This window comes from Pseudomonas sp. 1 R 17 (assembly GCF_900067035.1).
Classification (GTDB): Bacteria; Pseudomonadota; Gammaproteobacteria; order Pseudomonadales; family Pseudomonadaceae; genus Aquipseudomonas; species Aquipseudomonas marginalis.
The window spans coordinates 246,767-271,803 of the sequence record NZ_FKLB01000060.1 but is presented as its reverse complement, the minus strand read 5'-3'; the positions used below and the strand labels follow the sequence as shown (position 1 = coordinate 271,803).

24 protein-coding genes and 1 pseudogene are annotated in these 25,037 nt (G+C 62.2%); 11 read left to right on the top strand and 14 right to left on the bottom strand.

The annotated features are described in order from the left end of the window. Position 1 precedes the first annotated feature (1 nt). Positions 2–1,171, bottom strand: coding sequence for an efflux RND transporter periplasmic adaptor subunit (locus tag BFP99_RS24620; RefSeq protein WP_065923788.1), 1,170 nt, complete (start codon positions 1,169–1,171; stop codon positions 2–4). Positions 1,172–1,517: 346 nt separating this feature from the next. On the opposite strand from BFP99_RS24620, the gene BFP99_RS24615 reads away from it, so the two are divergent. The 4 genes from BFP99_RS24615 (at position 1,518) to BFP99_RS24600 (ending at position 5,692) form a co-directional block, all read left to right on the top strand. Continuing rightward, positions 1,518–2,000, top strand: a complete 483-nt coding sequence (locus BFP99_RS24615) for a sigma-70 family RNA polymerase sigma factor (protein ID WP_065923789.1) — start codon at positions 1,518–1,520, stop codon at positions 1,998–2,000. 119 nt (positions 2,001–2,119) lie between these two features. Next, positions 2,120–3,457, top strand: coding sequence for a lysine N(6)-hydroxylase/L-ornithine N(5)-oxygenase family protein (locus BFP99_RS24610; protein WP_065948432.1), 1,338 nt, complete (start codon positions 2,120–2,122; stop codon positions 3,455–3,457). Between the two features lie 184 nt (positions 3,458–3,641). Further along, entirely contained in the window at positions 3,642–4,862 is a 1,221-nt protein-coding gene (locus BFP99_RS24605) for a putative DNA modification/repair radical SAM protein (RefSeq protein WP_027606175.1), read from the top strand. Beyond that, positions 4,859–5,692, top strand: a complete 834-nt coding sequence (locus BFP99_RS24600) for a TIGR03915 family putative DNA repair protein (RefSeq protein ID WP_065923791.1) — start codon at positions 4,859–4,861, stop codon at positions 5,690–5,692. The genes BFP99_RS24605 and BFP99_RS24600 overlap by 4 nt, the downstream gene beginning before the upstream one ends. A 52-nt stretch (positions 5,693–5,744) precedes the next feature. On the opposite strand, the gene BFP99_RS24595 is transcribed toward BFP99_RS24600, so the two are convergent. The 7 genes from BFP99_RS24595 to ctlX all read right to left on the bottom strand — a co-directional run bounded on the left by BFP99_RS24595 (position 5,745) and on the right by ctlX (position 11,652). Then, on the bottom strand, positions 5,745–6,242 hold the full coding sequence (locus BFP99_RS24595) for an Lrp/AsnC family transcriptional regulator (protein WP_053138651.1): 498 nt from the start codon (positions 6,240–6,242) through the stop codon (positions 5,745–5,747). A 5-nt stretch (positions 6,243–6,247) separates the two neighbouring features. Continuing rightward, positions 6,248–7,078: an ABC transporter ATP-binding protein gene (locus tag BFP99_RS24590; protein ID WP_065948431.1), complete on the bottom strand. Its 831-nt coding sequence runs from the start codon at positions 7,076–7,078 to the stop codon at positions 6,248–6,250. A 3-nt stretch (positions 7,079–7,081) separates the two neighbouring features. After that, positions 7,082–7,795 carry an ABC transporter permease gene (locus BFP99_RS24585; RefSeq protein WP_065923793.1) on the bottom strand — a complete coding sequence of 238 codons (714 nt, stop codon included), beginning with the start codon at positions 7,793–7,795 and terminating at the stop codon, positions 7,082–7,084. Beyond that, entirely contained in the window at positions 7,792–8,493 is a 702-nt protein-coding gene (locus BFP99_RS24580; protein ID WP_027606180.1) for an ABC transporter permease, read from the bottom strand. The genes BFP99_RS24585 and BFP99_RS24580 overlap by 4 nt, the downstream gene beginning before the upstream one ends. 137 nt (positions 8,494–8,630) lie before the next feature. Further along, on the bottom strand, positions 8,631–9,410 hold the full coding sequence (locus BFP99_RS24575) for an ABC transporter substrate-binding protein (protein WP_065923794.1): 780 nt from the start codon (positions 9,408–9,410) through the stop codon (positions 8,631–8,633). A 257-nt stretch (positions 9,411–9,667) separates the two neighbouring features. Beyond that, on the bottom strand, positions 9,668–10,714 hold the full coding sequence (locus tag BFP99_RS24570; RefSeq protein ID WP_065948430.1) for an ornithine cyclodeaminase: 1,047 nt from the start codon (positions 10,712–10,714) through the stop codon (positions 9,668–9,670). Between the two features lie 11 nt (positions 10,715–10,725). Next, positions 10,726–11,652: a citrulline utilization hydrolase CtlX gene (gene ctlX, locus BFP99_RS24565; protein WP_065948429.1), complete on the bottom strand. Its 927-nt coding sequence runs from the start codon at positions 11,650–11,652 to the stop codon at positions 10,726–10,728. Between the two features lie 288 nt (positions 11,653–11,940). Here ctlX and BFP99_RS32420 point away from each other — a divergent pair, with 288 nt between their 5' ends. Next, a complete protein-coding gene (locus tag BFP99_RS32420; protein WP_074847240.1) occupies positions 11,941–12,834 on the top strand; it encodes a GNAT family acetyltransferase in 894 nt (297 codons plus the stop codon). Between the two features lie 62 nt (positions 12,835–12,896). Here the strand turns inward: BFP99_RS32420 and BFP99_RS24555 are convergent, their stop codons facing one another. After that, the gene (locus BFP99_RS24555) at positions 12,897–13,916 is read right to left on the bottom strand and encodes a branched-chain amino acid aminotransferase (protein WP_065948428.1); all 1,020 of its coding nucleotides are present in this window, start codon (positions 13,914–13,916) and stop codon (positions 12,897–12,899) included. A 103-nt stretch (positions 13,917–14,019) separates the two neighbouring features. Between BFP99_RS24555 and BFP99_RS33785 the strand changes: the two are divergent. Beyond that, positions 14,020–14,106 (top strand): annotated as a pseudogene (locus BFP99_RS33785) (outer membrane lipoprotein carrier protein LolA); the annotation flags it as partial. Positions 14,107–14,118: 12 nt separating this feature from the next. Here the strand turns inward: BFP99_RS33785 and lpdA are convergent. Genes lpdA through BFP99_RS24535 form a run of 4 tightly spaced genes read right to left on the bottom strand, consistent with a single transcriptional unit; the run spans position 14,119 to position 19,055 of the window. Continuing rightward, positions 14,119–15,498: a dihydrolipoyl dehydrogenase gene (gene lpdA / locus BFP99_RS24550; RefSeq protein ID WP_065948427.1), complete on the bottom strand. Its 1,380-nt coding sequence runs from the start codon at positions 15,496–15,498 to the stop codon at positions 14,119–14,121. Positions 15,499–15,502: 4 nt separating this feature from the next. Beyond that, a complete protein-coding gene (locus tag BFP99_RS24545; RefSeq protein ID WP_065948426.1) occupies positions 15,503–16,759 on the bottom strand; it encodes a dihydrolipoamide acetyltransferase family protein in 1,257 nt (418 codons plus the stop codon). After that, a complete protein-coding gene (locus tag BFP99_RS24540) occupies positions 16,760–17,818 on the bottom strand; it encodes an alpha-ketoacid dehydrogenase subunit beta (RefSeq protein ID WP_065884833.1) in 1,059 nt (352 codons plus the stop codon). A 1-nt stretch (position 17,819) separates the two neighbouring features. After that, positions 17,820–19,055, bottom strand: coding sequence for a 3-methyl-2-oxobutanoate dehydrogenase (2-methylpropanoyl-transferring) subunit alpha (locus BFP99_RS24535; protein ID WP_065948425.1), 1,236 nt, complete (start codon positions 19,053–19,055; stop codon positions 17,820–17,822). Between the two features lie 195 nt (positions 19,056–19,250). On the opposite strand from BFP99_RS24535, the gene BFP99_RS24530 reads away from it, so the two are divergent. Together BFP99_RS24530 and BFP99_RS24525 are read left to right on the top strand one after the other, a co-directional pair. Continuing rightward, positions 19,251–19,733 (top strand): Lrp/AsnC family transcriptional regulator, encoded by a 483-nt coding sequence (locus BFP99_RS24530; RefSeq protein ID WP_027606189.1) that lies wholly within the window; start codon positions 19,251–19,253, stop codon positions 19,731–19,733. Between the two features lie 179 nt (positions 19,734–19,912). Then, positions 19,913–21,538, top strand: coding sequence for a methyl-accepting chemotaxis protein (locus tag BFP99_RS24525; RefSeq protein ID WP_065948424.1), 1,626 nt, complete (start codon positions 19,913–19,915; stop codon positions 21,536–21,538). Between the two features lie 58 nt (positions 21,539–21,596). On the opposite strand, the gene BFP99_RS24520 is transcribed toward BFP99_RS24525, so the two are convergent. Next, positions 21,597–22,460 carry an MBL fold metallo-hydrolase gene (locus tag BFP99_RS24520; protein ID WP_065948423.1) on the bottom strand — a complete coding sequence of 288 codons (864 nt, stop codon included), beginning with the start codon at positions 22,458–22,460 and terminating at the stop codon, positions 21,597–21,599. A 94-nt stretch (positions 22,461–22,554) separates the two neighbouring features. On the opposite strand from BFP99_RS24520, the gene BFP99_RS24515 reads away from it, so the two are divergent. The 3 genes from BFP99_RS24515 to BFP99_RS24505 are packed head-to-tail and all read left to right on the top strand — an operon-like array spanning position 22,555 to position 24,993. Next, on the top strand, positions 22,555–22,890 hold the full coding sequence (locus tag BFP99_RS24515) for an ArsR/SmtB family transcription factor (RefSeq protein WP_017527038.1): 336 nt from the start codon (positions 22,555–22,557) through the stop codon (positions 22,888–22,890). Between the two features lie 51 nt (positions 22,891–22,941). Next, positions 22,942–24,186, top strand: a complete 1,245-nt coding sequence (locus tag BFP99_RS24510; protein WP_065948422.1) for an NAD(P)/FAD-dependent oxidoreductase — start codon at positions 22,942–22,944, stop codon at positions 24,184–24,186. Next, on the top strand, positions 24,187–24,993 hold the full coding sequence (locus BFP99_RS24505; protein WP_065948421.1) for a sulfite exporter TauE/SafE family protein: 807 nt from the start codon (positions 24,187–24,189) through the stop codon (positions 24,991–24,993). Positions 24,994–25,037 lie beyond the last annotated feature (44 nt).

Here is a 25,037-nt window from a genome sequence, read left to right as displayed (position 1 = left end):
CTCAACCCCCGTTGCCGTCGGCCGGGCCGATCAGCAGATGATCGCCTTCGTGCAGGCCGTCGAGCACTTCGACCCGCAGACGATCGCTGATGCCCAGGTGCACTTCACGTTCTTCGATGCGGCCGTTGGTGGCGACCACGCGGGCGATCTGCTTGTCGGCACTTGAGGTGCCCAGCAGCGCGGCCACCGGTGCGGTGAGGACATCCTTGACCTGGCTGGCGACGAAAAATACCTGGGCGGTCATTTCGGCCATCAGCGCGTTGTCGCTGTTGTCCACGTCCAGCAGCACGGTGTACAGCACCACGCGACCGCTGCCGCTCTTGCTGGAACTGTTGGGGCTGCCGCTGCCCTGGGTTTCATTCAGCGGCTTGGGCGGGATCGGCAGGATCTGCCGCACGGTACTGGTCCAGCGCCGGTTGCCGCCGCTGAGGGTGGTGAAGTAGGCGGTCATGCCCGGTTTGACGTGGCCGATGTCGGCTTCCGAGACTTCCGCCCACACGGTCATCGGCGACAACTTGGCGATCCGCAGGATCAGCGGCGTCTGCTGCTGGGCATTGAGGGTCTGGCCGACGCGCGCGTCCACCGCGACCACGGTGCCGGTCATCGGTGCGTAGATGCGCGTATAGCCCAGTTCCGCTTCATCGCTGCGCAGGCTGGCCTGGGCCTGGAGAATCTGCGCCTGGAACATGTCCATCCGGGCCTGGGTGGCACTCAGTTCGGCCTTGGCGGTTTGCACGTCTTCCTCGCGGGTGGCGTTGCCGGCGGCCAGGCGCTGCTGGCGCTGGTACTTCTGGCGGGCCAGGGCGTGCTGGGCCTTTTGCTCCTGCAACTGGGCCTTGAGGTTTTCGATGGCGTAGCGGCTGGCATCGAGCTTGGCTTTTTGCGTCGAGGGGTCGATCTCCACCAGCAATTGGCCCTCCTGCACCCGGTCGCCGGCTTCAACGTGGATCTTGCGAATCTGCCCGGACGCCTGGGCGCCCACGTCGACATACCGGCGCGGTTGCAGGGTGCCCAGGGCCGTGACGCTGTTTTCGATAGTGCCGCGGGTGACGGTGACGGTGGTCAGGTTGTCACGCCCCGGCGGCAACACCTGCCAGGCGGCGACGGCGATGATGGGAATCAGGCACGCGATAGCGAGCAAGGCGCGTCGGGCAGGTCGAGGGCGTTTCATGCTTAGGTTCCAGCCGGGAAAGTTCGGAGCGCAGTTGCGCAGAGCTGACAGTTAAACGAGAGAATTGGCCGAGGATTTAGGTTGTTACATAAGTGGTTACAGGTCTTGTGGAGAAAAAAAACGGCCTGTAGGTGCAAGTCTTGTTTAAAAGTAGATGAGAATTACTATAAATTGCACCTACCCAAACTGCCATTACTGAATGGCCTGTATTTGTGTAGGAGCGAGCTTGCTCGCGAAGAGCTCAATGACGCCGCGTTCACTCTGGTTTCCCGCGTTATCGTTGACGTACTTCGCGAGCAAGCTCGCTCCTACAGGACCTAATGCCGCCACCCGGTGGCCGGGAGTCATGTTGGAAAACTACTATCGCGAGCTGGTGTGTTTCCTCAACGCCAAGCTGGGCAACCGTCAGGTGGCCGAGGATGTGGTGCATGACGCTTATGTCCGGGTGCTGGAACGTTCCAGCGAGACGCCCATCGAACAGCCGCGTGCCTTTTTGTATCGCACCGCGCTGAACCTGGTGATCGATGGCCACCGGCGTAATGCCCTGCGCCAGGTCGAACCCCTGGAGGTGCTCGACAGCGAGGAGCGCTTTGCCGCCTGTTCGCCCCATGCCACCCACGACTACGGCCAACGCCTGGCCTTGCTCGAACGCGCCCTGGCCGAGCTGCCGGCGGCCTGTCGCGACAGCTTCCTGCTGCGCAAACTCGAGGGCCTGAGCCACCTGCAAATCGCCGAGCGCCTGGGTATTTCCCGCACCCTGGTGGAAAAACACATCGTCAACGCCATGAAGCACTGCCGGGTGCGGATGCGCGAGTGGGACGCGCACTGATCACTGTTCGGTTAAATTTTTTTTCACTGTCCTCGTTTCCTATCAACACATGACCTGTTGTGCAGGTCTCGAAGGTATTCCCGCCCCACCGCCAAGGGGCTTATCCAGAGGACACTGGAATGACACAGGCAATTGCTTCGCCCGCGGTTCATGACCTGATCGGTATCGGTTTCGGCCCTTCGAACCTGGCGCTGGCCATCGCCCTGCAGGAGCGTGAAAAGGCGCAGGGCAAACTGGACGTACTGTTTCTTGACAAACAGGCCGATTACCGCTGGCACGGCAATACCCTGGTGACCCAGAGCGAATTGCAGATTTCGTTCCTCAAGGACTTGGTGACCCTGCGCAACCCCACCAGCCCGTACTCCTTCGTCAATTACCTGAAAGCCCACGACCGCCTGGTGGACTTCATCAATCTGGGCACCTTCTACCCGTGCCGCATGGAGTACAACGACTACCTGCGCTGGGTCGCGGGGCAGTTCCAGGCCCAGGCCCGCTACGGCGAGGAAGTGCTGGCCATCGAGCCGATCCTGCACCAGCAACAGGTCGAGGCATTGCGCGTGATCTCTCGCGATGCCCTGGGCGAGCAGCATGTGCGCACCACCCGTTCGGTGGTGGTCAGCGCCGGCGGCACCCCGCGCATTCCCGAAACCTTCAAGGCCCTCAAGGGCGACAGCCGGGTGTTCCACCATTCCCAATACCTGGAGCGCATGGCCACCCAGCCTTGCGTGGACGGCAAGGCGATGCGCATCGCCATCATCGGTGGTGGCCAGAGCGCGGCCGAAGCCTTTATCGACCTGAACGACAGCTTCCCATCGGTACAGGTCGACATGATCCTGCGCGGTTCGGCGCTCAAGCCTGCCGATGACAGCCCGTTCGTCAACGAAGTGTTCTCGCCGGCTTTCACCGACCTGGTGTTCCAGCAAGTCGGTGCCGAGCGCGAGCGCCTGGTCGCCGAGTACCAGAACACCAACTATTCGGTGGTCGACCTCGACCTGATCGAGCGCATCTACGGGATTTTCTACCGCCAGAAAGTCTCCGGCATCGCCCGCCAGGCCTTCCGCACCATGACCGTGGTCGAGAAGGCCACCCCCGGCCCCCTGGGCATCGAACTGGCCCTACGCAACAACGCCAGCGGCGAAACCAGCGTCAACCATTACGACGCGGTGATCCTCGCCACCGGCTACGAGCGCGAGACCCACCGCGCATTGCTGGCGCCGCTGGAGGAGTATCTGGGTGATTTTGAAGTGGCGCGCGACTACCGCATCGTCACCGATGAGCGCTGCAAGGCCGGCATCTACATCCAGGGCTTCAGCCAGGCCAGCCATGGCTTGAGCGATACGTTGCTGTCGGTACTGCCGATTCGCGCGGATGAGATTGCGGCGTCGCTGTTCGAGCATGATCGTCACCGTGGCCAGGGCCGCTCGGTGCAGGATTTGCTGCTCGCCACTGCCAGCTGACCGCCCTTGTAGGAGCGAGCTTGCTCGCGAAAATCGTCAACGATACGCGGGCATTCTGGATTAACGCGTTGTTCTTGCGTTCTTCGCGAGCAAGAACTAGGCGTCCCCCTCGCTCCTACAGGTGGTACTAGCAACACTGTTGGGCTACTGGTACTGTACAAAAAACCAGTATCGGTAGCCTTCCATGCAGTTGATCGAAAAACTCAGCATCCTCGCCGACGCCGCCAAGTACGACGCCTCCTGCGCCAGCAGCGGCGCGCCCAAGCGCAGTTCCGAAGGCAAGGCGGGGCTGGGCTCCACCGATGGCATGGGCATCTGCCACAGCTACACGCCGGACGGTCGCTGCGTATCCTTGCTCAAGGTGTTGCTCACCAACTTCTGCCTCTACGACTGCCAATACTGCGTCAACCGCCGCTCCAGCGACGTGCCCCGTGCACGCTTCAGCCCGGAGGAGGTGGTCACCCTGACCCTGGATTTCTACAAGCGCAACTGCGTCAGCGGGCTGTTCCTCAGCTCCGGCATCATTCGTTCGGCCGACTACACCATGGAGCAGTTGGTGCGGGTGGCCAAACTGCTGCGCGAAGAGCATGACTTTCGCGGTTACATCCACCTCAAGACCATCCCCGAAGCCGACCCGGCGCTGATTGCCGAGGCGGGGCGCTATGCCGACCGCCTCAGCGTGAATATCGAACTGCCCACCGATGCCAGCCTGCAAACCCTGGCGCCGGAAAAACAGATCGTCTCGATCAAGCAGGCCATGCAGACCATCTACACCGGCGAGCAGACGGTCCTGAACGAACCCCGCGCACCGCGTTTCGCCCCGGCCGGGCAGAGCACCCAGATGATCGTCGGCGCCGACGAGACCGACGACAGCACCATCCTCCACAGTGCCGAGGCGCTGTATGGCAACTTCAAGCTGCGCCGCGTGTATTACTCGGCCTTCAGCCCCATCCCCAACAGCCCGAAAAGCGTGCCACTGGCCGCGCCGCCGTTGATGCGCGAGCATCGCTTGTACCAGGCGGATTTCCTGCTGCGCAGCTACGGCTTCAGTGCCAACGAACTGTTCGAAGGCCCCGGTCACCTGGCCCTGGACATCGACCCCAAGCTGGCCTGGGCCCTGGAGCACCGCGAGGTATTCCCCCTGGACCTGAATCGCGCCGAGCCGACCTTGATCGCCCGCATCCCAGGGATCGGCCTGCGCACCACCCAGCGCCTGGTGGACCTGCGCCGCGAACGCAAGATCCGCTTTGAAGACCTGGCGCGCATGCGCTGTGTGCTGGCCAAGGCCAAGCCGTTTTTCATCACCAGTGACTACCACCCGCAACAGGCGGACAGCACCAGCGTGCTGCTGCGCGAGCAACTGCGCGACCGCCCGCAGCCGCAGCAGATGGGGTTGTGGGGATGATCAGCCTGGAATGCGACAACCTTTTCAGCACCTGGCGCGAACAGGCGCGCTGGCTGCTCAGCCATCAGGTCGACCCCAGCCAGGTCAGCTGGGGCGAGATGCAGGCGGCGGATCTGTTTGCGACCGATGAGCCGATCCCCGCAGGCTTGGGGCCGTTCCAGGCGCGCATTCCCAAGGCGCTGCTGGAGTTGCTGGAGTCGGCCGCCTGCTACCACGGCGACCAGCGTTGGAGCCTGTTGTACGAAGTGCTCTGGCGCGTCAGCCATGGCGACCGCACCGCGATGCTGGCGGGGGATAAACTCGGCACTGAGCTGCAGCGGCGCATCAAGCAGGTCAGCCGCGAGGCCCATCATCTGCATGCGTTTGTGCGCTTTATCGCCTTGCCGGCAGGGGCAGGGCCCGAGTTGCCGGAGTACGTGGCCTGGCATGAGCCGGCCCATGACATTCTCAAGAGCGCCAGCCAGCATTTTGTCGGGCGCATGGGGCGCCATCGCTGGATGATCGCCACGCCGTTGGATGGGGTTTATTACGATGGCGAACAGTTGATTCATCAACGCCAATGCCCTGAGGCCTGGCAGCAGCTGGCGCAGAATGTCGAGGATCCCCACAGTGCAATGTGGCTGACGTACTACAGCCACATTTTCAACCCGGCGCGGTTGAACCCCAAGGTGATGGAAGGGCACTTGCCGAGTCGGTTCTGGAAGAATCTGCCGGAGGGCAAGTTGATCCCGGGGTTGATCAGCGAGGCACGTACGGGGAAGCAGAAGGATGGGCAGGCGAAGATGATTGGTACCAAGCTCGGCAAGCGTATTTCAAGCGGGCGCGGTTAAAAATCTGGGAGGGGCAAAACCCTCCCACATTGGATTTCCAGTGTTTGAGGATCTAGGCCAGTTCGATGGCGGTATTTTTCACCACCGCCAACTCCGGATGTGCCACCAACTTATCGATGTGCAACTCATCATTGTTCAGCCAGATCTCCGATACCACCCGGTAGTGCTCCATGTCCCGGCAGCGCATGCGCAGGCTGTAGTCGAACGGCCCGCTGATCAGCTGGCATTCGAACACCTGGGGGCACGCCTTCATACAGGCTTCGAAGGCCTTTTGCGCCGAGCGCCCGCTCTGGTTGGACAAGGCCACCAGCACCAGCAGCGACAGTCCGGGCGAGACCATCTGTACATCGATGATCGCGCCGTACCCGCGAATCACCCCGCGTCGCTCCAGCTTGCGCACCCGCTCCAGGCAGGGCCTGGGGGTGAGGTGCACCAGTGACGAGAGCTTTTCATAGGTGATACGCCCCTGGTGGCGCAGCACTTCGATGATCGCCTCATCGATGCGATCCAGCGCAGGGGAGGTATGGGGTCCGTTGGCCTTGGTATCCATGGGTTTCACTTCAAACGGTTGGAAAGAAATTGCTGCAAGCGCTCGCTGTTGGGGTGGTCGAGGATCTCGGCGCCGCCTTGTTCCTCGACTCGGCCCTGATGCAGGAACAGCACTTGGCTGGACACCTGGCGGGCAAAGCCCATTTCGTGGGTGACCATCAGCATGGTACGACCTTCCTCAGCCAACGTCTGTATGACTTTGAGGACTTCTCCTACAAGTTCGGGGTCGAGGGCGGAGGTGGGTTCATCGAACAGAATGATTTCCGGCTCCATCGCCAGGGCCCGCGCGATGGCCACGCGCTGTTGCTGGCCGCCGGACAGGAACGCCGGGTACTGATCGGCCACGCGGCCCGGCAGGCCGACCTTGTCGAGGTACATGCGCGCGCGTTTTTCCGCTTCGGCGGCACTTACCCCCAGCACCCGGCGCGGGGCTATGGTGATGTTTTCCAGCACGGTCATGTGGCTCCACAGGTTGAAGTGCTGGAACACCATGGCCAGGCGCGTACGCAGGTTCTGCAATTGTTCCTGGTGCGGCGCACGGGCGCCGGCGCGGCCCTGGCGCATTTCGATGCTGATGCCGTCCAGGGTGATGACGCCGGCGTCCGGCTGTTCGAGAAAATTGATGCAGCGCAGCATCGTGCTTTTGCCCGAGCCGCTGGCGCCGATCAGGCTGATCACGTCGCCATTGCGGGCGTTGAGGGACACGCCCTTGAGCACTTCGTGTTCGCCGTAGCGTTTATGGATGCCTTCGACCTGCAGCTTGACGGCAGCAGTTGCCGCCTGGGTAACGGGTACATCGACAGGATAAGTGGCCAGGGCCTGCGCGGACTGATTCATGGGTTAGCCTCGGGTAGGAACAAGAAAACGCATCCAGCGACGTTCGGCCAGTCGGAACAGGCCCACCAGTGCAAAGGACAGCAGCATGTAGAGCAGGGCAGCGATGCCGAAGGCCTGGAACGTCAGGAACGTCTCGGCATTGGCATCGCGCGCCACCTTGAGGATGTCGGCGACGGTGGCGGTAAACGCCAGCGACGTGGCGTGCAGCATCAGGATCATTTCATTGCTGTAGGCCGGCAGCGCGCGGCGCAGTGCGGCAGGCACCACCACAAACAGGTTGAGGCGCCAGCCGTGCAGGCCATAGGCGCGGGCCGCTTCGAGTTCGCCGTGGGGAATGTTGCGGATCGCCCCGGCGAAGATTTCCACGGTGTAGGCGCAGGTGTTGAGCACAAAGGCCAGCAAGGTGCAGTTGAGGGCATTGCGGAAAAACTGGTTGAGCAGGGCGTTGTCCTGCACCACCTCCAGGCTGTACAGCCCGGTGTAGCAGATCAACAGTTGGATATACAACGGCGTGCCGCGGAACAGGTAGGTGTAGACCTCCACCGGCCAGCGCAGCCAGAAGTGTTCCGACACGCGGGCCAGCGCCAGGGGGATCGAGAGGAAAAACCCCAGCACCACTGAGATAATGAACAGCCACAAGGTCATGGCAACGCCGGACAACCCGGTGCCATCGCTGAACAGGTAGGCCAGGCCGTATTGCTGGAACAGTTCGATCATCGCGCCATCCCCTTGATGCCGAGGTTGTAGCGCCGTTCGAGGCGCTTGAAGATGCGGTTGGAGAGGGTGGTGATCACCAGGTACACCAGGCCCGCGAGGATCAGGAAGTACAACGGCTCGTTGGTGGTCTTGCCGGCGTTCTGCGCGGCCTTGACCAGGTCCGACAGGCCGATGATCGACACCAGCGCCGTGGACTTGAGCAGCACCAGCCAGTTATTGCCCAGGCCCGGCAGGGCAAAGCGCATCAGCTGCGGGAACAGCACCAGGTGAAAACGCTGCCAGCGGCTCAGGCCGTAGGCGGTGGCGGCTTCGAGTTGGCCGACCGGCACACTGAGGATCGCGCCACGGAAGTTCTCGGTGAAATACGCGCCGTAGATAAACCCCAGGGTGATGACCCCAGCGGTAAACGGGTCGATTTCAAAGTAGTCCCAGCCGAACACTTCGCTCAGGTCGTTGAGCCACAGTTGCAGGCTGTAGAAAATCAGCAGGATCAGCACCAGGTCCGGCACGCTGCGGATCAGCGTGGTGTACAGCGTGGCCGGCACCCGCAGCCATTGGGCGCTGGAAAGTTTGGCGCCGGCGGCGATCAGGCCCAGGGCGAGGCTCAGGGCCAGCGCCAGGAGCGCCAGCTTGACCGTCATCCAGGCACCCTGGGCGAGCATCGGGCCGTAGCCTTGCAGGTTGAGGAGTTCGTTCATGGGGAGATCTCTAAGGGGCGCAGACATACCCCTGTGGGAGGGGGCTTGCTCCCGATGAGGGCGTGCCAGTCGACACCTGTATTGACTGACCCACCGCTATCGGGAGCAAGCCCCTTCCCACAAGGGATTGTGTTGGCTTATTCGTTGTAGATGTCTTGATCGCCGAAGTATTTCTTCTGGATCTGTGCGTAGGTGCCATCGGCCTGGACGGCGGCGATGCCCTTGTTGATCAGCGCACGCAAGTCCTGGTCGTTCTTGCGCAGGCCCATGGCGATGTCCAGGGGCAGGGTCGGGTCCTTGAAGGCCGGGCCGGTCTTGAAGTCGGCGCCTTCAGGCTTGGACAGGAAGTTGAGCTGGGCTTCGAGCTTGTCGGTCAGGGTGGCATCGAGGCGGCCGTTCTGCAGGTCGGCGTAGTTCTGTTCCTGGGACTGGTACGCCTTGATCTGCGCGCCCAGCCTGGCCAGGTGTGCACGGGCATAAGCTTCCTGCAACGAACCTTGCAGCACGCCGACCTGTTTGCCTTTCAACGATTCCGGGGTGCCGCCGAAGTCGGCGTTTTTGCGCGTGATCACCGACGTGGGGCTGAGGAACAGGCGGTCGGTGAAGTCGATGACTTTCTCGCGCGCCGGGGTTACAGCCATGGACGACATGATCGCGTCGAACTTGCGCGCGCGCAGGGCCGGGATCATGCCGTCGAATTCGTTGTGCACCCAGGTGCATTTGACCTCGAGCTTGGCGCAGATCGCGTTGCCCAACTCGATATCGAAGCCTTGCAGGCTGCCGTCGGCGGCCACGGATTCAAACGGGGGGTACTCGGGGAATACGCCGAAGCGGATTTCTTTCCAATCCTGGGCGTGGGCGGCGCTGGCGCACAGTGGCAACAGCAACGCAGCGAAGAGTGATCGCAGTGGAGTCATGTGTCGGTCCCTATATTTTGTAATTGATGTCAGGGCAGTAAAAAGGGTGCAGCGGGCATTCATTCTGTGACGCTTTGGTCGGGCTCAGAATGCTTCATGATGGTGCGTTTTTTGTGTCGTTTACCCCGTGCTCAAAGCGCAAATTGCGCTGTTAAAACACGCAATGCAGCGGAATCGGCTGTAGCACCCTATGAATCGGCTTTTCAGTCCTGGAAATCCGGCCTGCCCTTGGCGCAAAGGGGCAGGCCAGAGCGGTCTCAGGCGCGCTTTTTGTGCTGTGCACGAGGCTGTTGGGCCAGGCGTGCGAACAAGTCCTTGGGGTCGGCCAGGTCCGGCACCAGTTCCAGTTCGCTGCCGACATCCAGGGCCTTGGCCACGTCCAGCACATAGCGCAGGGCCGAGTAGTCTTCGATGGCAAAGCCCACCGAGTCGAACAGGGTGACCTGGCGCTCATGCTCGCGGCCGGCGACCTGGCCGTTGATGACCTGCCACAACTCGATCACCGGCGAGTCTTCCGGCATGTGCTGGATTTCACCTTCGATGCGGCTTTGCGGTTCGTACTCGACGATCACACGGGCGCGCTCGACGATGCGGCGGTCCAGTTCGGTCTTGCCCGGGCAGTCGCCGCCCACGGCGTTGAGGTGCATGCCGGGCTCGATCATGTCGTCGGTGAGGATCGTCGCGTAGGCCTTGTCGGCGGTGACGGTGGTGACGATGTCCGCGCCTTTGACCGCTTCGGCCACGCTGCCGGCCAGGATCACCTTGATTGCCGGGAACGCCTTGAGGTTGGCTGCCAGCTTGGCGGTGGCCTTGGCGTCGATGTCGAACAGGCGGATCTCGTTGATGCCGAGCATGGCGTGGAAGGCCAGGGCCTGGAATTCGCTCTGGGAGCCGTTGCCGATCAACGCCATGCTGCGGCTGTTGGCGCGGGCCAGGTAGCGGGCCACCAGGGCCGACGTGGCGGCGGTACGAATGGCAGTGGTCAGGGTCATTTCCGCCAGCAGCACCGGTTTGCCGGTGTCGACGTCACCGAGGGCACCAAAGGCCATTACGGTGAGCATGCCGGCCAAGGTGTTCTTCGGGTGGCCGTTGACGTACTTGAAGGCGTACAGCGAGGCGTCGGACACCGGCATCAACTCGATCACGCCATCCGGCGAGTGGTTGGCCAGGCGTGCGCATTTCTCAAAGTCCTGCCAGCGCAGGTAGTCGGCGCGGATGTACTCGGCCATCTCGGTGATGCAGGTGTGCAGGCCTTTTTGCGAAACCAGATAGCTGAGGTCGTTGACGTCGATATAGCGGGTCATGGCAAGACTCCTTATTGAAATGAGGGACGGGCGGGCAGATGCACTTCTGCCAGCATGCAGCGGGCACTGCCGCCGCCGATGCGTTCGATGTTGTCGATGTTCACCACCACCGGCCGGGTGTGGCGCTCCACATGCCGGCGCTGGGCCGGTTGCAGCGCGCCCCAGGCACTGGCAGACATCACCAGCAGCGGCTGGCCGTCGCGGTCGTGGACTTCGAGCATGTTGCCGGCGAAGGCTTCGAGCTGGTCGAAGTCGAGGCCGAGGATGTCTTTGCCGGTGTCGCGCAGCGAGCGTTCCAGGGCCTGGCGTTCGTCGGCGTCGGGCAGCGCTTGCAGGCACACCACCGAGAGGTCGCGGCCGACGCTCATCATCACGTTGCTGTGGTAGATCGGTGCGTGGTGGCGGTCGACGGCGTGGAAGACGCAGAGCCGGTAGTCGAGGCGTTCGGCAAACTGGCGCAGCGCGTCGTGGTGGGTGCGCCCGGAGTGACAGGCGTAGCTGATGCGGTGCTGGCGGTCGAGCACCATGCTGCCGGTGCCTTCGAGGAAGATGTTCTGTTGTTCGAGGTGGCTGAGGTCGATGGTGTCCTTGATCGCAAAGCGCTGCTCCAGCACTTGCAGCACGCCTTTGTTACGTTCCAGTCGGCGGTTCTGGCCTTCCATCGGGTACAGCACCAGGCTGCCGTCGGCGTGGCTGCTCCACCAGTTGTTGGGGAAGATCGAGTCGGGTGTGTGGGGCGCCGGAGTGTCTTGCACCACCAGCACTTCCACGCCGTGCCGGCGCAGGGTGTCGACATAGCCGTCGAACTCTTCCAGCGCTTTCTGCTGTGCACTGAGCGGGTCGAGGGGTGGGCGTTGGAAACGGTTGTTGATCGCGGTATCCGGGTTGAAGGCAAAGCGCGCCGGGCGAATCATCAGGACGGTGTTGGTGGTTTGCATGGGTGCACGAATCCATGGGGTTGAGCAGTGGGGCTATTTTGTTCGCTGTGGCAGGGGAATCCCGGCTGAAACCAAGGGGCGGCTCAGCCGGGAAAGCTGAAAAGGGGGGTGAGGCAGCCGAATCGGCGGTGGGAGCTGGAGCGCGGTCAAAATGTGGGAGGGTGGCTTGCCCCCGATTGCGGTATATCAGTCACTCAATCCATCAACTGGCACACCGCCATCGGGAGCAAGCCCCCTCCCACATTGGTACAGTGGCGACTGTAATAACGCCGTCAGCCAGGAGGAATCATGTCTACCGTCGTACGTCTTGCCCAATCCGACGATGCCGAAGGGATCAGCCTGGTCATCCTGGCGGCCTTGCACAGCAGCAATGCGCGGGACTATCCGGCGGATGTGATTGCCCGGGTGGCCAGCAACTTCACCCCGGACGCGGTGCTCGACCTGCTCAAGCGCCGTGTGGTGCTGGTGGCGGTCCAGGACCGGGTGATCGTCGCCACGGCGGCCCTGGATGCCAATGTGGTGCGTTCGGTGTTCGTCAACCCGACGCTGCAAGGGCAGGGCATTGGCCGGTTGCTGATGATTGAAATCGAACTGCGGGCGCGGGAAGCGGGGGTGACGACGCTGAGTGTGCCGTCCTCGCTGACCGCCGAGCCGTTCTACACCAAGCTGGGTTTTCACACGGTACGTGACGTCTACCACGGCAATGAGCGCACGTTGGTGATGGAAAAAGCGCTGTTGTCGCGCCATCCCATCGGTCCGTATCGCGACCGCCAGCACCGTGGGCAAGTGGTGGCGTTATGGCAGGAGGCGTTTGGGTATGACACGGCGCATAACCTGCCGACCCTGGCGATCGATAAGAAACTGGCGGTCAATGACGGGCTGTTTTTTGTGGCGACGGACAAAAAGACTGTTATCGGGACGGTGCTTGCCGGCTACGACGGTCATCGCGGCTGGTTGTACTCGGTGGCCGTGCACCCGGGCTATCGGCGTCATGGCCTCGGTTCCTCGCTGGTGCGGCATGCGGAACAGGTACTGACGGCCCTGGGCTGCATGAAGATCAACCTGCAGATCACCGGTGGCAATGAGGCGGTGGTGGGGTTCTATGAGGCGCTGGGGTATGGGGTGGAGCCGAGGATCAGCATGGGCAAGAAGATTGACGAGAATATCCCGAAAGAATCTTGAATACACCGGAGAGCAAATGTGGGAGGGGGCCCCCTCCCACAGGGTTTTACGGTGTTACTGGCTTAGACTTTTACGATCCAACCCGCTGGCGCTTCGACGTCGCCGGTCTGCACGCCGGTCAGCTCTTTGTAGAGCTTCTGGGTGATCGGGCCGACTTCGGTCTCGCTGTGGAACACATGCAACTGGCCGTTGTACTGGATACCGCCGATCGGCGAGATCACTGCCGCAGTCCCGCAGGCACCGGCTTCCTTGAACTGATCCAGCTTGTCGATAAATACCTCGCCTTCGACCACTTCCAGGCCCAGGCGGGTCTGGGCCAGTTCGATCAGCGACAGGCGGGTGATGCCTGGCAGCACCGAAGGTGACTTCGGTGTGATGAACTGGTTGTCGTGGGTGATCCCGAAGAAGTTGGCCGAGCCGACCTCTTCGATTTTCGAGTGGGTCATCGGGTCCAGGTAGATCGCATCGGCGAAACCGGATTTCTTCGCTTCCGAGCCCGGCATCAGGCTGGCGGCGTAGTTGCCACCGACCTTGGCGGCACCGGTGCCCTGTGGCGCGGCGCGGTCGAAGGTGGAGATCTGGAAGTTGTGGGGCACCAGGCCGCCCTTGAAGTAGGCGCCGACCGGGATGCAGAACACCGAGAAGATGAACTCCGGCGCGGTGCGCACGCCGATGTTGTCACCGGTGCCGATCACGAACGGGCGCAGGTACAGCGCGCCGCCGCTGCCGTACGGCGGGATGAACCGCTCGTTGGCCTTGACCACTTGTTTGCAGGCTTCAATGAAGTCTTCAGTCGACACATGCGGCATCAGCAGGCGCGCGCAGCTGCGCTGCATGCGCGCGGCGTTCTGGTCCGGACGGAACAGGTTGATCGAACCGTCCTTGCAGCGGTAGGCCTTGAGGCCTTCGAAGCACTGCTGGCCGTAGTGCAGGGCGGTAGAGCCCTCGCTGATGTGCAGCACGTTGTCGTCGGTCAGGGTGCCGGTTTGCCATTCGCCGTTTTTCCAGACCTGGAGAAACCGCTTGTCGGTCTTGATGTAGTCAAAACCCAGCTTGTCCCAATTGATGCTTTCGTTACCCATGACACCCTCTATCTTTGGTCAAGTCGGTTTTTTTCTGAATGGGCGCAACAATACTTCATTCGCAGGCCCATTCGCATCCCCCGCGTCCCTTGTAGGAGCGAGCTTGCTCGCGAAAATCGTCAACGATAACGCGTCAAACCAGAATGAACGCGGCGCCCTCAGGTTCTTCGCGAGCAAGCTCGCTCCTACAGGGGGTGTTTATTTACAGGTGCAACGCGTGGCCCAGCGCACGCAACGCCGCTTCCTGCACCGCCTCGCCGAGCGTCGGATGGGCGTGGATGGTGCCGGCCACGTCTTCCAGGCGCGCGCCCATTTCCAGGCTCAGGCCGAAGGCGGTGGACAGCTCGGACACGCCGGCGCCGACTGCTTGCCAGCCGACAATCAGGTGATTGTCCCGTCGCGCCACCACCCGCACGAAGCCGGTTTTCGACTCCAGGGTCATCGCGCGGCCGTTGGCGGCAAACGGGAAGCTCGACACGATGCAGTCCAGGCCGGCGGCCTTGGCTTCATCGGGCGTCTTGCCGACCACCACCAGTTCCGGGTCGGTGAAGCACACCGCCGGGATCGCCGCCGGGTTGAATTCGCGGTGTTGACCGCTGATCAGTTCGGCAACCATTTCACCCTGGGCCATCGCTCGGTGGGCGAGCATCGGCTCGCCGCTCAGGTCGCCGATGGCATACACATTGCGCATGCTGGTCTGGCAGCGGCTGTCGATCCTGATCGCCGCGCCGTTCATCTCCAGGTTCAGCGCCTCAAGGTTCCAACCCTGGGTGTTGGGTTTGCGACCAACGGCCACCAACACCTGGTCCGTCGCCAGCGACAACGTGTCGCCATTCGGATCGCGCACTTGCAGGCTGTTGTGCTCGAAACCCGTCACGCTGTGCTTGAGGTACAGCTTCACGCCCAACTGCTTGAGCGATTCGTGCACCGGTTGCGTCAGCTCGGCGTCGTAGGCCGGCAGGATACGATCCTGAGCTTCGACCACACTCACGTCGGCGCCGAGCTTGCGATACGCAATCCCCAGCTCCAGGCCGATGTAGCCTCCGCCCACCACAATCAGGCGCTTGGGCAGGCGGGTTGGCGCCAGGGCTTCGGTGGAGGAGATGATCGGCCCGCCGATCGGCAGCATCGGCAGGTTGACGCTTTTCGATCCGGTGGCCAGCAACAGGTGTTCGCACTGGATGCGCTGGTCGCCGACGTCGACGGTCTTGCCGTCTACCACCTTGGCCCAGCCATGGATCACCTGCACTTTGTGCTTTTTAAGCAGCGCAGCGACACCGGTGGTCAGGCGGTCGACGATGCCGTCTTTCCATTCCACGCTTTTGCGGATGTCCAGGGTCGGCACATCCACCTCGATTCCCAACCGGGAACCCTGGCTGTGGTGCACGGTTTGCTGGAACTGCTCGGCCACGTGAATCAAGGCCTTGGACGGAATGCAGCCGATGTTCAGGCAGGTGCCGCCCAACGCCTGGCCTTCCACCAGGATGGTCGGGATGCCCAGCTGGCCGGCACGAATGGCGGCCACATAACCGCCAGGGCCGCCGCCGATAATCAGCAGCGTGGTATGCAATGTCTGGGTCATGCCCTTACTCCAGGAACAGGCTGGCGGGTTGTTCGAGCAGGCCGCGAATGGCCTGGATGAATTGCGCCGCGTCCATGCCATCGACCACGCGGTGATCGAAGGAGCTGGAGAGGTTCATCATCTTGCGGATCACGATCTGGCCCTTGATCACCATCGGCCGCTCAACGATGCGGTTGACGCCGACAATGGCCACCTCCGGCAGGTTCAGCACCGGGGTGCTGACGATACCGCCCAAGGCGCCCAGGCTGGTCAGGGTAATGCTCGAACCGGACAGCTCATCGCGACTGGCCTTGCCGTTGCGCGCGGCGCTGGCCAGACGCGCGATTTCCTCGGCGTTGCCCCACAGGCTGCGGGCTTCGGCGTGACGCACCACCGGCACCATCAGGCCCATGTCGCTCTGGGTGGCGACGCCCACATGCACCGCGCCGAGGCGGGTGATGACCTGGGCTTCGTCGTCGTAGCGCGCGTTGATCTGCGGGAAATCCCGCAACGCCACGACCATGGCGCGCACGATAAACGGCAGCAACGTCAGCTTGCCGCGCGTGGCGCCGTGCTTCTCGTTGAGGTGCACGCGCAGCTCGTCGAGGGCGGTGACGTCGATCTCTTCCACATAGCTGAAATGCGCGGCGCGCCGGGTGGCGTCCTGCATGCGCTGGGCGATCTTGCGGCGCATGCCGATCACCGGGATCTGTTCTTCGTCGTTGCGTTCGGCGTAAGGATTGGCGGCCGTCGAAGCTTTTGACGCGCCTTGTTGCAGATAGGCCTCGAGGTCTTCGTGCAGGATCCGCCCGGCGGGGCCGGAGCCCTGTACCAGACGCAGTTGAATCCCGGCATCCAGCGCATGCTTGCGCACGGCGGGGGAGGCCAGGGGGCGTTCGTCGGCATCGCGGGCCACGGGGGCCTGTGCGGCTGCCACCGGTGCGGGCTTGCTTTCGACCACCGGTGCCGGCTTGGCCTCGACAACGGCAGCCGCTTTCACCGGCTCCGCCACCACGGGCACGTCCTTGGCATTGCCCGCACCTTCTACTTCAATGCTGATCAGGATACTGCCCACCGCCATGACTTCACCCGGCTCGCCGCCGAGGGCAATCACCTTGCCATGGACCGGCGAGGGAATGTCCACCATCGCCTTGTCGGTCATCACATCCGCCAGCACCTGGTCTTCGACGACCATGTCGCCAACCTTCACATGCCACTGCGACAATTCAACTTCCGCGATGCCTTCGCCAATGTCCGGCATCTTGATAACGTGCGTGCCCATTCAGACCTCCATGACCCGTTTCAACGCCGCGCCCACTCGGGACGGGCCTGGGAAATACGCCCACTCCTGCGCGTGCGGGTAGGGGGTGTCCCAACCGGTGACGCGTTCGATCGGCGCTTCCAGGTGGTGGAAGCAATGCTCCTGCACCAGCGCCACCAACTCGGCACCAAAGCCGCAGGTGCGGGTGGCTTCGTGCACCACCACGCAACGGCCGGTCTTCTTCACGGATTTGACGATGGTGTCCAGGTCCAGCGGCCACAGGCTGCGCAGGTCGATGACTTCGGCGTCGATGCCGGTTTCTTCGGCGGCGACCTGCGACACATACACAGTGGTGCCGTAGGTCAGCACAGTGACAGCCGAGCCAGGGCGCACGATGGCGGCCACGTCCAGCGGCACCGTGTAGTAACCGTCCGGCACCTGGGCTTGCGGGTGTTTCGACCACGGTGTTACCGGGCGGTCGTGGTGGCCGTCGAACGGGCCGTTGTACAGGCGTTTAGGTTCAAGGAAGATCACCGGGTCATCGTTTTCGATGGAGGCGATCAGGAGGCCCTTGGCGTCATAGGGATTGGACGGCATCACCGTACGCAGGCCGCAGACCTGGGTGAAGACCGCTTCGATGCTCTGGCTGTGGGTCTGGCCGCCGTAGATGCCGCCGCCGCAGGGCATGCGCATGGTCAAGGGCGCGGTGAACTGGCCGGCCGAGCGATAACGCAGGCGCGCCGCTTCGGAGATGATCTGGTCAGTGGCGGGGTAGACGTAGTCGGCGAACTGGATTTCGGCCACAGGGCGCAGGCCATAGGCACCCATGCCCACGGCCACGCCGATGATGCCGCTTTCCGAGATCGGTGCGTCGAACACCCGCGAGCTGCCGTACTTGGTCTGCAAGCCTTCGGTGCAGCGGAATACACCGCCGAAGTAACCGACGTCCTGGCCGAACACCACCACGTTGTCATCACGTTCAAGCATCACATCCATGGCCGAGCGCAGGGCCTGGATCATGGTCATGGTGGTGGTGGTCATGGCGGTTTCCAATTCGATGCTGTTGTTGTGATCGTTCATGTCAGATCCCCAACTCCTGACGCTGGCGCTTCAAGTGCTCCGGCATCTCTTTATAGACGTCTTCGAACATGGTCGCGGCGCTTGGGATCTGGCCACCGGCCAGGGTGCCGTACTGTTCGGCCTGTTTCTGCGCGGCGATCACCTCGGCTTCCAGTTCGGCATTGACCGCCGCGTGTTCCTCTTCGGACCACTGGCCAATCCTGATCAGGTGCTGCTTGAGGCGGGCAATCGGGTCGCCCAGCGGGAAGTGGCTCCAGTCGTCGGCGGGGCGGTATTTGGACGGATCGTCCGAGGTGGAGTGCGGACCGGCACGGTAGGTGACCCATTCGATCAGGGTTGGGCCGAGGTTGCGGCGCGCACGCTCGGCGGCCCAGGCGGAGGCGGCGTACACCGCGATAAAGTCGTTGCCGTCCACGCGCAGGGAGGCGATGCCGCAGCCGACGCCGCGTCCGGCGAAGGTGGTGGCTTCACCACCGGCGATGGCCTGGAAGGTGGAGATGGCCCATTGGTTGTTGACCACGTTGAGAATCACCGGGGCGCGGTACACGTGGGCGAAGGTGAGGGCGGTGTGGAAGTCGGATTCGGCGGTGGCGCCGTCGCCGATCCAGGCCGAGGCGATCTTGGTATCGCCCTTGATCGCCGAGGCCATGCCCCAGCCCACACCCTGTACGAATTGGGTGGCGAGGTTGCCGGAGATGGTGAAGAAGCCTGCATCCTTGACCGAGTACATGATCGGCAACTGGCGGCCCTTGAGCGGGTCGCGCTCGTTGGACAGCAGCTGGCAGATCAGGTCCACCAGCGGCACGTCGCGGGCCATCAGGATGCTTTGCTGGCGGTAGGTGGGGAAGCACATGTCGTCGATGTTCAAGGCCAGGGCCTGGGCGCTGCCGATGGCTTCTTCGCCAAGGCTTTGCATGTAGAACGACATTTTTTTCTGACGCTGGGCGACCACCATGCGGTTGTCGAAGATCCGCGTCTTGAGCATGGCGCGCATGCCTTTGCGCAGGACTTCAACGGGAACCCCTTCGGCCCATGGCCCCAAGGCCTGGCCCTGGTCGTCGAGCACGCGGATCAGGCCCTTGGCCAGGTCGGCGGTGTCGGCGGGTTCTACGTCGATGGCGGGTTTGCGCACGGTGCCTGCGTCGGTCAGGCGCAGGTAGGTAAAGTCGGTCTTGCAGCCTGGGCGGCCCGAGGGTTCGGGAACGTGCAGGCGCAGTGGGGCATACGGCTGATTCATGGCTTTCTACGCTCGATCTTGTGAATTTCTTGTAGTGGGCGCGCTAGCTGACAGTCAGTCTCCGGGTAAGAGAAATCTTGTCCTACAACAATCATAGGCGTGGCGTAGAAGAATATTTATCTGTGTTTTATTGCGCCTGCGATCATTTGCGGATAAAAAACCTGCATAAACATAATAAACAGGTGATTTTGTCTCATGCGCAAACTGGACCGTACCGATATCGGCATTCTCAACGCCCTGCAGGAGAATGCGCGGATTACCAACGCCGACCTGGCCCGCTCGGTCAACCTGTCGCCCACACCCTGTTTCAACCGGGTCAAGGCGATGGAGGAACTGGGCCTGATTCGCGAGCAAGTCACCCTGCTCGACGCCGATTTGCTGGGGCTGCACGTCAACGTGTTTATCCATGTGAGCCTGGAAAAGCAGAACGAGCTGGCGTTGCAGCAGTTCGAAGGCGCGATTTCCGACCGGCCCGAGGTGATGGAGTGCTACTTGATGGCCGGCGACCCGGACTATTTGATCCGGGTGTTGGTGCCGACGATCCAGTCGCTGGAGCGTTTCATGATGGACTTTCTGACCAAGGTGCCGGGTGTCGCCAACATCCGCTCAAGCTTTGCCCTCAAGCAAGTGCGCTACAAGACGGCGCTGCCATTGCCGCCGGGTGGATTAATGGTTTGATCTCAATAGGGGGGCTGCACCGCTGATCCTGATAGTTAGCCAAGTAATAATCAGGGCGGGCTTTTTATTTTTGGTTAATGAAAAATTGCATCAGCGGTCACGTATTTTTCACACGTATTTCAACACATTGGCCTCCATCAGGCCGTGAAGTTCGCGGCCCAGGAAAGGGGTAAGCCGCGATGTCCATGAGAGCCTTGAAGTTGAACTTCCGTACCACACTGTGTTTTGGCCTGGTGTGCCTTTTGCTGCTGATACAAGGCGCAATGACCGTGGTAAAAGTCGATAAGGTCTATTCGTCGACGGTTGAAATCGAAACTAACTGGCTCCCCAGTATTCGTTTGGCGGGTGAAATAGATTCGGCGTTTTATAAACTTCGTCTCGATCTACGTCGTTATGCCATGGATATCAGCCGCCAGGATCCGGCCTCCCTGGAAAAACTCAAGGCGACCCGTACGGAAGCCCTCGATGTTGCCGAGCGTTATGGGCCTTTAGTCTCGAGCCCCGAAGAACAGGCCAAGTACAACGACGCGTTAACCGGCATAAAGAACTACAGCCAGAAGATGGACGAATTTCTTGCGCAAGCCTCCACCCTGTCCGCTGAACAGATGTCGACCTACCTGCGCGAAGTCAACGGGCCGATTGCCCTGGATGTGCAGCGTTCCATCAGCGAGTTGATCGCGTTGAATGAACGGGGCTCCAAGGCGGCGGTGCAGGTGGCTTCCAGCGAATATGACGCGGCGCGTCTGTTCACCTGGATATTGATGGCCGCCTCCTTGCTGATCACCGTCGTGGTAGCAAGCCTATTTACTCGCAGCATCATTACTCCGGTGCGTGAATTGCTGGTATCGACCGGCAAGATTGCCGACGGCGATCTGCGCGTGGCGATTGCCATCAATGGCAATGACGAGTTGACCGCGTTGCAACGGTCCACGGCGTCCATGCAAATGAACCTGAAAAGTACCTTGCAGCACATCTCCGAGGCGTCCGGGCAATTGGCGGCGGCGGCGGAGGAGATGAGCGCCATCACCCGCGAGTCCAGTGCCGGTATTGAACGCCAAAGCATGGAAACCGATCAGGCCGCCACGGCGGTTAACCAAATGACGGCAGCAGTTGAAGAAGTGGCGCGCAATGCGGTGTCAGCGTCCCAGTCCACCCAGGACTCCCAACGCTCGGCCAAAGTGGGCCAGGAGCGTGTGACGCAAACCATCGCCTCCATCGAGAAACTCAGCGCCACGGTGCAGCAGACCGGCGTCGAAGTCGAAGGGCTGGCCAGGCAGGCCCAGGATATTGCCCGGGTGGTTGAAGTGATCCGCTCGATTGCCGAGCAAACCAACCTGCTGGCCTTGAACGCCGCCATTGAAGCCGCCAGGGCAGGGGAGCAGGGCCGGGGCTTTGCGGTGGTGGCCGACGAGGTGCGGGCCCTGGCCCACAGAACGCAGACCTCGACCCAGGAAATCGAGCAGATGATCGCGAAAATCCAGACGTGCTCCAGCGAAGCGGTGTCTTCCATGGCCCTCAACCGCAACGAAGCGGTGGACTCCTTGAAGATTGCCCATGAAGCGGGCCTGGCGATTACTCAGATCACCGAAGCCATTACCGATATCAATGACCGCAACCTGTTGATCGCCACGGCCTCCGAGGAACAGGCCCACGTGGCCCGTTCGGTGGACCAGAACCTGATCAGCATCCGTGATCTTTCCATCCAGAGTTCTTCGGCGGCCGGCCAGACCTCGATCGCCAGCCAGGAACTGTCGAGGCTGGCGGTGGACCTCAAGCAGATCGTGTCGAAATTTGCCGTAGCCTGATCACACCTGCGCACCACCCCCGGAGCATGGAATGGCATGGACGCCAGGCAGGACGGCTTTAGAGCTGGTTCAACGGAATCTTCAAGTACACCACCCCGTTCTCCTCCGCTGGCGGCATATGACCGGCCCGCACATTCACCTGGATCGCCGGCAACAACAGCGTGGGCATCCCCAGCCCGGCATCGCGCTGGGTGCGCATCGCCACGAACGCCGCTTCATCCACTCCGTCATGCACATGGATATTGCCCGCGCGCTGCTCCGCCACAGTGGTCAGGCATTTGGCCTCGCGGCCTTCGGGCGGGTAGTCGTGGCACACGTACAGTTGGGTATCGGGGGCAAAGGCCAAGAGCTTGCGCATCGACGCATACAGCTGGCGCGCATCGCCGCCGGGGAAGTCGCAGCGGGCGGTGCCGACATCGGGCATGAACAGGGTGTCGCCCACCAGGATCAAGCGGTCGTCGATCAGGTAGGCCATGTCCGCCGGGGTATGCCCGGGCACGTGCAGGGCCTGGGCCTTGATGGTGCCGATGTGGAAGATTTCATCCGGCGCGAACAGGTGGTCGAACTGCGAGCCATCGACGCGAAACTCCGGCTCCAGGTTGAAAAGATGCTTGAACACGTCCTGCACCTTGCTGATGCTTTGGCCGATGGCGATCTTGCCGCCCAGGGTGCGGCGCAGGTACGGCGCGGCCGACAGGTGGTCGGCATGGGCGTGGGTTTCCAGCAGCCATTGCACCTGCAAGCCGTGCTCACGCACAAAGGCAATGACCTTGTCGGCCTGAACGGTGTCGGTGCGCCCGGAGGCCGGGTCGTAGTTGAGCACCGAATCGACGATGGCACACGGGCCGCCGTGCGTTTCATAGACGACGTAGGTGTAGGTCGACGACGCCTCGTCCAGAAAGGAATGAATCAACGCTGACATGACGGCTGCCCCTGATGTTGAAAAAAGTGATTACAATCACTTTACATTTACACATAATGTTTTGAGCTTAAGTGACGCAAAGGACCCGAGGCAAATGGAATCTACTCTGAGTGAAGGCGAAGTCGCCCAATTGCGCGCGTCGGCGTCCAAGGCCTGTGCCTTGCTCAAGGCCCTGGCCAATGAGGATCGTTTGTTGATCCTGTGCCAGTTGACCCAGGGCGAGCGCAACGTCGGCGAGCTGGAAACCATGACCGGCGTACGCCAGCCCACGCTGTCACAGCAGTTGGGCATCCTGCGTGACGAAGGGCTGGTCGCCACCCGTCGCGAAGGTAAGTACATCTTCTACGGGCTGGCCAGCCATGAAGTGATCCAAGTGATGAAGACACTGTCCGGTCTTTACTGCGGCGCGGTGATAAAAAGCTGGGCGTGACGCCATACGGCAGCGACCCTTGTGTGCATTGACGATAAAAGGCAATAGACCATGACCGACCAACACTGGGGGCCAACCATCAGTGGCGATATCGTCGTCATCGGCGGCGGTTCGGCAGGCATCGGCCTGCTGGCCAGCCTGCTCAAGCGCGACTCCGACCTCAACATCACCCTTATCGAACCCAGCGATCATCACTGCTACCAGCCGGCCTGGACCCTGGTCGGCGGCGGCGCCTACGACCTGGAAAAGACCCGGCGTCCCCTGGCCGACGTGCTGCCCAATGGCGTCACCTGGGTGCAGGCTGCCGTTACCGAGTTGCTGCCGGATGAGCACACCCTGGTGCTCGACAGCGGCCAGCGCGTCACTTGGAACAACCTGATCGTCTGCCCCGGCCTGCGCCTGGCCTGGGAGAAAGTCGAGGGCCTGGAAGACACGTTGGGCCGCAACGGGGTCACGTCCAACTACAGCTATGAGCACGCCGCGTATACCTGGCAGCTGGTGCAGCAGTTGAAGCGCGGCAAGGCGATCTTTACCCAGCCGGCCATGCCGATCAAATGCGCGGGTGCGCCGCAAAAGGCCATGTACCTGTCCTGCGATCACTGGCTCAGGCACGGCGACCTCAAGCACATCGACGTCGAATTCAACCTGGCCGGCGCGGCGCTGTTCGGCGTGGCGACCTTTGTGCCGCCGTTGATGAAGTACGTGGAGAAATACCATGCGCGCCTGGCGTTCAACGCCAATCTGGTCAAGGTCGATGGCCCGGCGCGCAAGGCCTGGTTCGAGGTGAAGGACGCCGAGGGCAACGTCACGCTGGAGGAAAAAACCTTTGACCTGCTGCACGTGGTGCCGCCGCAAGTCGCGCCGGATTTCATCCGCCACAGCCCGTTGGCCGACGCTGCCGGCTGGTGCGAGGTAAACCCCCACAGCCTGCAACACCTGCGCTACCCGCACATCTTCGGCCTGGGCGATGTGTGCGGCACCCCCAACGCCAAGACCGCCGCCGCCGTGCGCAAGCAAATCGTGGTGGTCGCCGAAAACCTGCTGGCCCTGCGCAAACAGGCGCCGCTGCCACTCAAGTACGACGGCTACGGTTCGTGCCCGCTGACGGTGGAGAAGGGCAAGGTGGTGCTGGCCGAGTTCGGCTACGGCGGCAAGCTGCTGCCGACCTTTCCCCTCGACCCGACCCTGGCGCGGCGTTCTATGTGGTTCCTCAAAGCCACATTGCTGCCGTGGTTCTACTGGAACGGCATGCTCAAGGGCCGCGAGTGGCTGACCCGTCTGAGCAAGGTGGACTGAATGCTGCTGGCAAGCGTTTTAGGCGTGTTGATGGGCCTGGTCATGGGCCTGACCGGCGCGGGCGGCGGCATCCTCGGGGTGCCGGCGCTGGTGCTGGGGCTGGGCTTGACGATGACCCAGGCCGCGCCGGTGTCGTTGCTGGCGGTGGGGGCGGCAGCGGCCGTCGGGGCGATTGACGGGTTACGCCACGGCCTGGTGCGTTACCGCGCCGCGCTGTTGATCGCGTTGCTCGGCGCGCTGTTTTCGCCGCTGGGGGTGTTTCTCGCCCACCAGTTGCCGGAGCCGGTGCTGATGGGCCTGTTCAGTGCGCTGATGGTGCTGGTGGCCTGGCGCATGTTGCAGCGCGAAAAGCTTGAGGCCGGGCCGAGTGACCATGGCGCGGCGTCCTGGGGCCAGAAGAACTGCATGCTCAACCAGCAGACCGGGCGCCTGGCCTGGACCGCCAAATGCAGCGCCACCCTGGCCGCACTGGGCGCGGTGACGGGGGCAGTCTCGGGGTTGCTCGGGGTGGGCGGCGGCTTTTTGATCGTGCCGGCGTTCAAGCAACTCACCGACGTGCAGATGCGCGGCATCGTCGCCACGTCGCTGATGGTGATCAGCCTGATTTCGCTGATCGGCGTGGCCGGCGCGTTCCATGCCGGTGTGCGCATCGAACCCGTGGGCTGGGTGTTTATCGTGGCGAGCATCGTCGGCATGCTGATCGGCCGGCGCCTGTGCTCGGTGATTGCCGCACGCACCTTGCAGGTGGGGTTTGCCAGCCTGTGTGTAGTGGTTGCAGCTGGAATGCTTGTGAACGCTTTGCTGTGAATTTGAAATGCAGTCCAACATTTGAATCTCCCTTGTTTTTGAGC

Coding starts and splice junctions, on each gene's coding strand:
- BFP99_RS24620 (WP_065923788.1), bottom strand. CDS start 1,171: ATGAAACGCCCTCGACCTGCCCGACGCGCCTTGCTCGCTATCGCGTGC.
- BFP99_RS24615 (WP_065923789.1), top strand. CDS start 1,518: ATGTTGGAAAACTACTATCGCGAGCTGGTGTGTTTCCTCAACGCCAAG.
- BFP99_RS24610 (WP_065948432.1), top strand. CDS start 2,120: ATGACACAGGCAATTGCTTCGCCCGCGGTTCATGACCTGATCGGTATC.
- BFP99_RS24605 (WP_027606175.1), top strand. CDS start 3,642: ATGCAGTTGATCGAAAAACTCAGCATCCTCGCCGACGCCGCCAAGTAC.
- BFP99_RS24600 (WP_065923791.1), top strand. CDS start 4,859: ATGATCAGCCTGGAATGCGACAACCTTTTCAGCACCTGGCGCGAACAG.
- BFP99_RS24595 (WP_053138651.1), bottom strand. CDS start 6,242: ATGGATACCAAGGCCAACGGACCCCATACCTCCCCTGCGCTGGATCGC.
- BFP99_RS24590 (WP_065948431.1), bottom strand. CDS start 7,078: ATGAATCAGTCCGCGCAGGCCCTGGCCACTTATCCTGTCGATGTACCC.
- BFP99_RS24585 (WP_065923793.1), bottom strand. CDS start 7,795: ATGATCGAACTGTTCCAGCAATACGGCCTGGCCTACCTGTTCAGCGAT.
- BFP99_RS24580 (WP_027606180.1), bottom strand. CDS start 8,493: ATGAACGAACTCCTCAACCTGCAAGGCTACGGCCCGATGCTCGCCCAG.
- BFP99_RS24575 (WP_065923794.1), bottom strand. CDS start 9,410: ATGACTCCACTGCGATCACTCTTCGCTGCGTTGCTGTTGCCACTGTGC.
- BFP99_RS24570 (WP_065948430.1), bottom strand. CDS start 10,714: ATGACCCGCTATATCGACGTCAACGACCTCAGCTATCTGGTTTCGCAA.
- ctlX (WP_065948429.1), bottom strand. CDS start 11,652: ATGCAAACCACCAACACCGTCCTGATGATTCGCCCGGCGCGCTTTGCC.
- BFP99_RS32420 (WP_074847240.1), top strand. CDS start 11,941: ATGTCTACCGTCGTACGTCTTGCCCAATCCGACGATGCCGAAGGGATC.
- BFP99_RS24555 (WP_065948428.1), bottom strand. CDS start 13,916: ATGGGTAACGAAAGCATCAATTGGGACAAGCTGGGTTTTGACTACATC.
- lpdA (WP_065948427.1), bottom strand. CDS start 15,498: ATGACCCAGACATTGCATACCACGCTGCTGATTATCGGCGGCGGCCCT.
- BFP99_RS24545 (WP_065948426.1), bottom strand. CDS start 16,759: ATGGGCACGCACGTTATCAAGATGCCGGACATTGGCGAAGGCATCGCG.
- BFP99_RS24540 (WP_065884833.1), bottom strand. CDS start 17,818: ATGAACGATCACAACAACAGCATCGAATTGGAAACCGCCATGACCACC.
- BFP99_RS24535 (WP_065948425.1), bottom strand. CDS start 19,055: ATGAATCAGCCGTATGCCCCACTGCGCCTGCACGTTCCCGAACCCTCG.
- BFP99_RS24530 (WP_027606189.1), top strand. CDS start 19,251: ATGCGCAAACTGGACCGTACCGATATCGGCATTCTCAACGCCCTGCAG.
- BFP99_RS24525 (WP_065948424.1), top strand. CDS start 19,913: ATGTCCATGAGAGCCTTGAAGTTGAACTTCCGTACCACACTGTGTTTT.
- BFP99_RS24520 (WP_065948423.1), bottom strand. CDS start 22,460: ATGTCAGCGTTGATTCATTCCTTTCTGGACGAGGCGTCGTCGACCTAC.
- BFP99_RS24515 (WP_017527038.1), top strand. CDS start 22,555: ATGGAATCTACTCTGAGTGAAGGCGAAGTCGCCCAATTGCGCGCGTCG.
- BFP99_RS24510 (WP_065948422.1), top strand. CDS start 22,942: ATGACCGACCAACACTGGGGGCCAACCATCAGTGGCGATATCGTCGTC.
- BFP99_RS24505 (WP_065948421.1), top strand. CDS start 24,187: ATGCTGCTGGCAAGCGTTTTAGGCGTGTTGATGGGCCTGGTCATGGGC.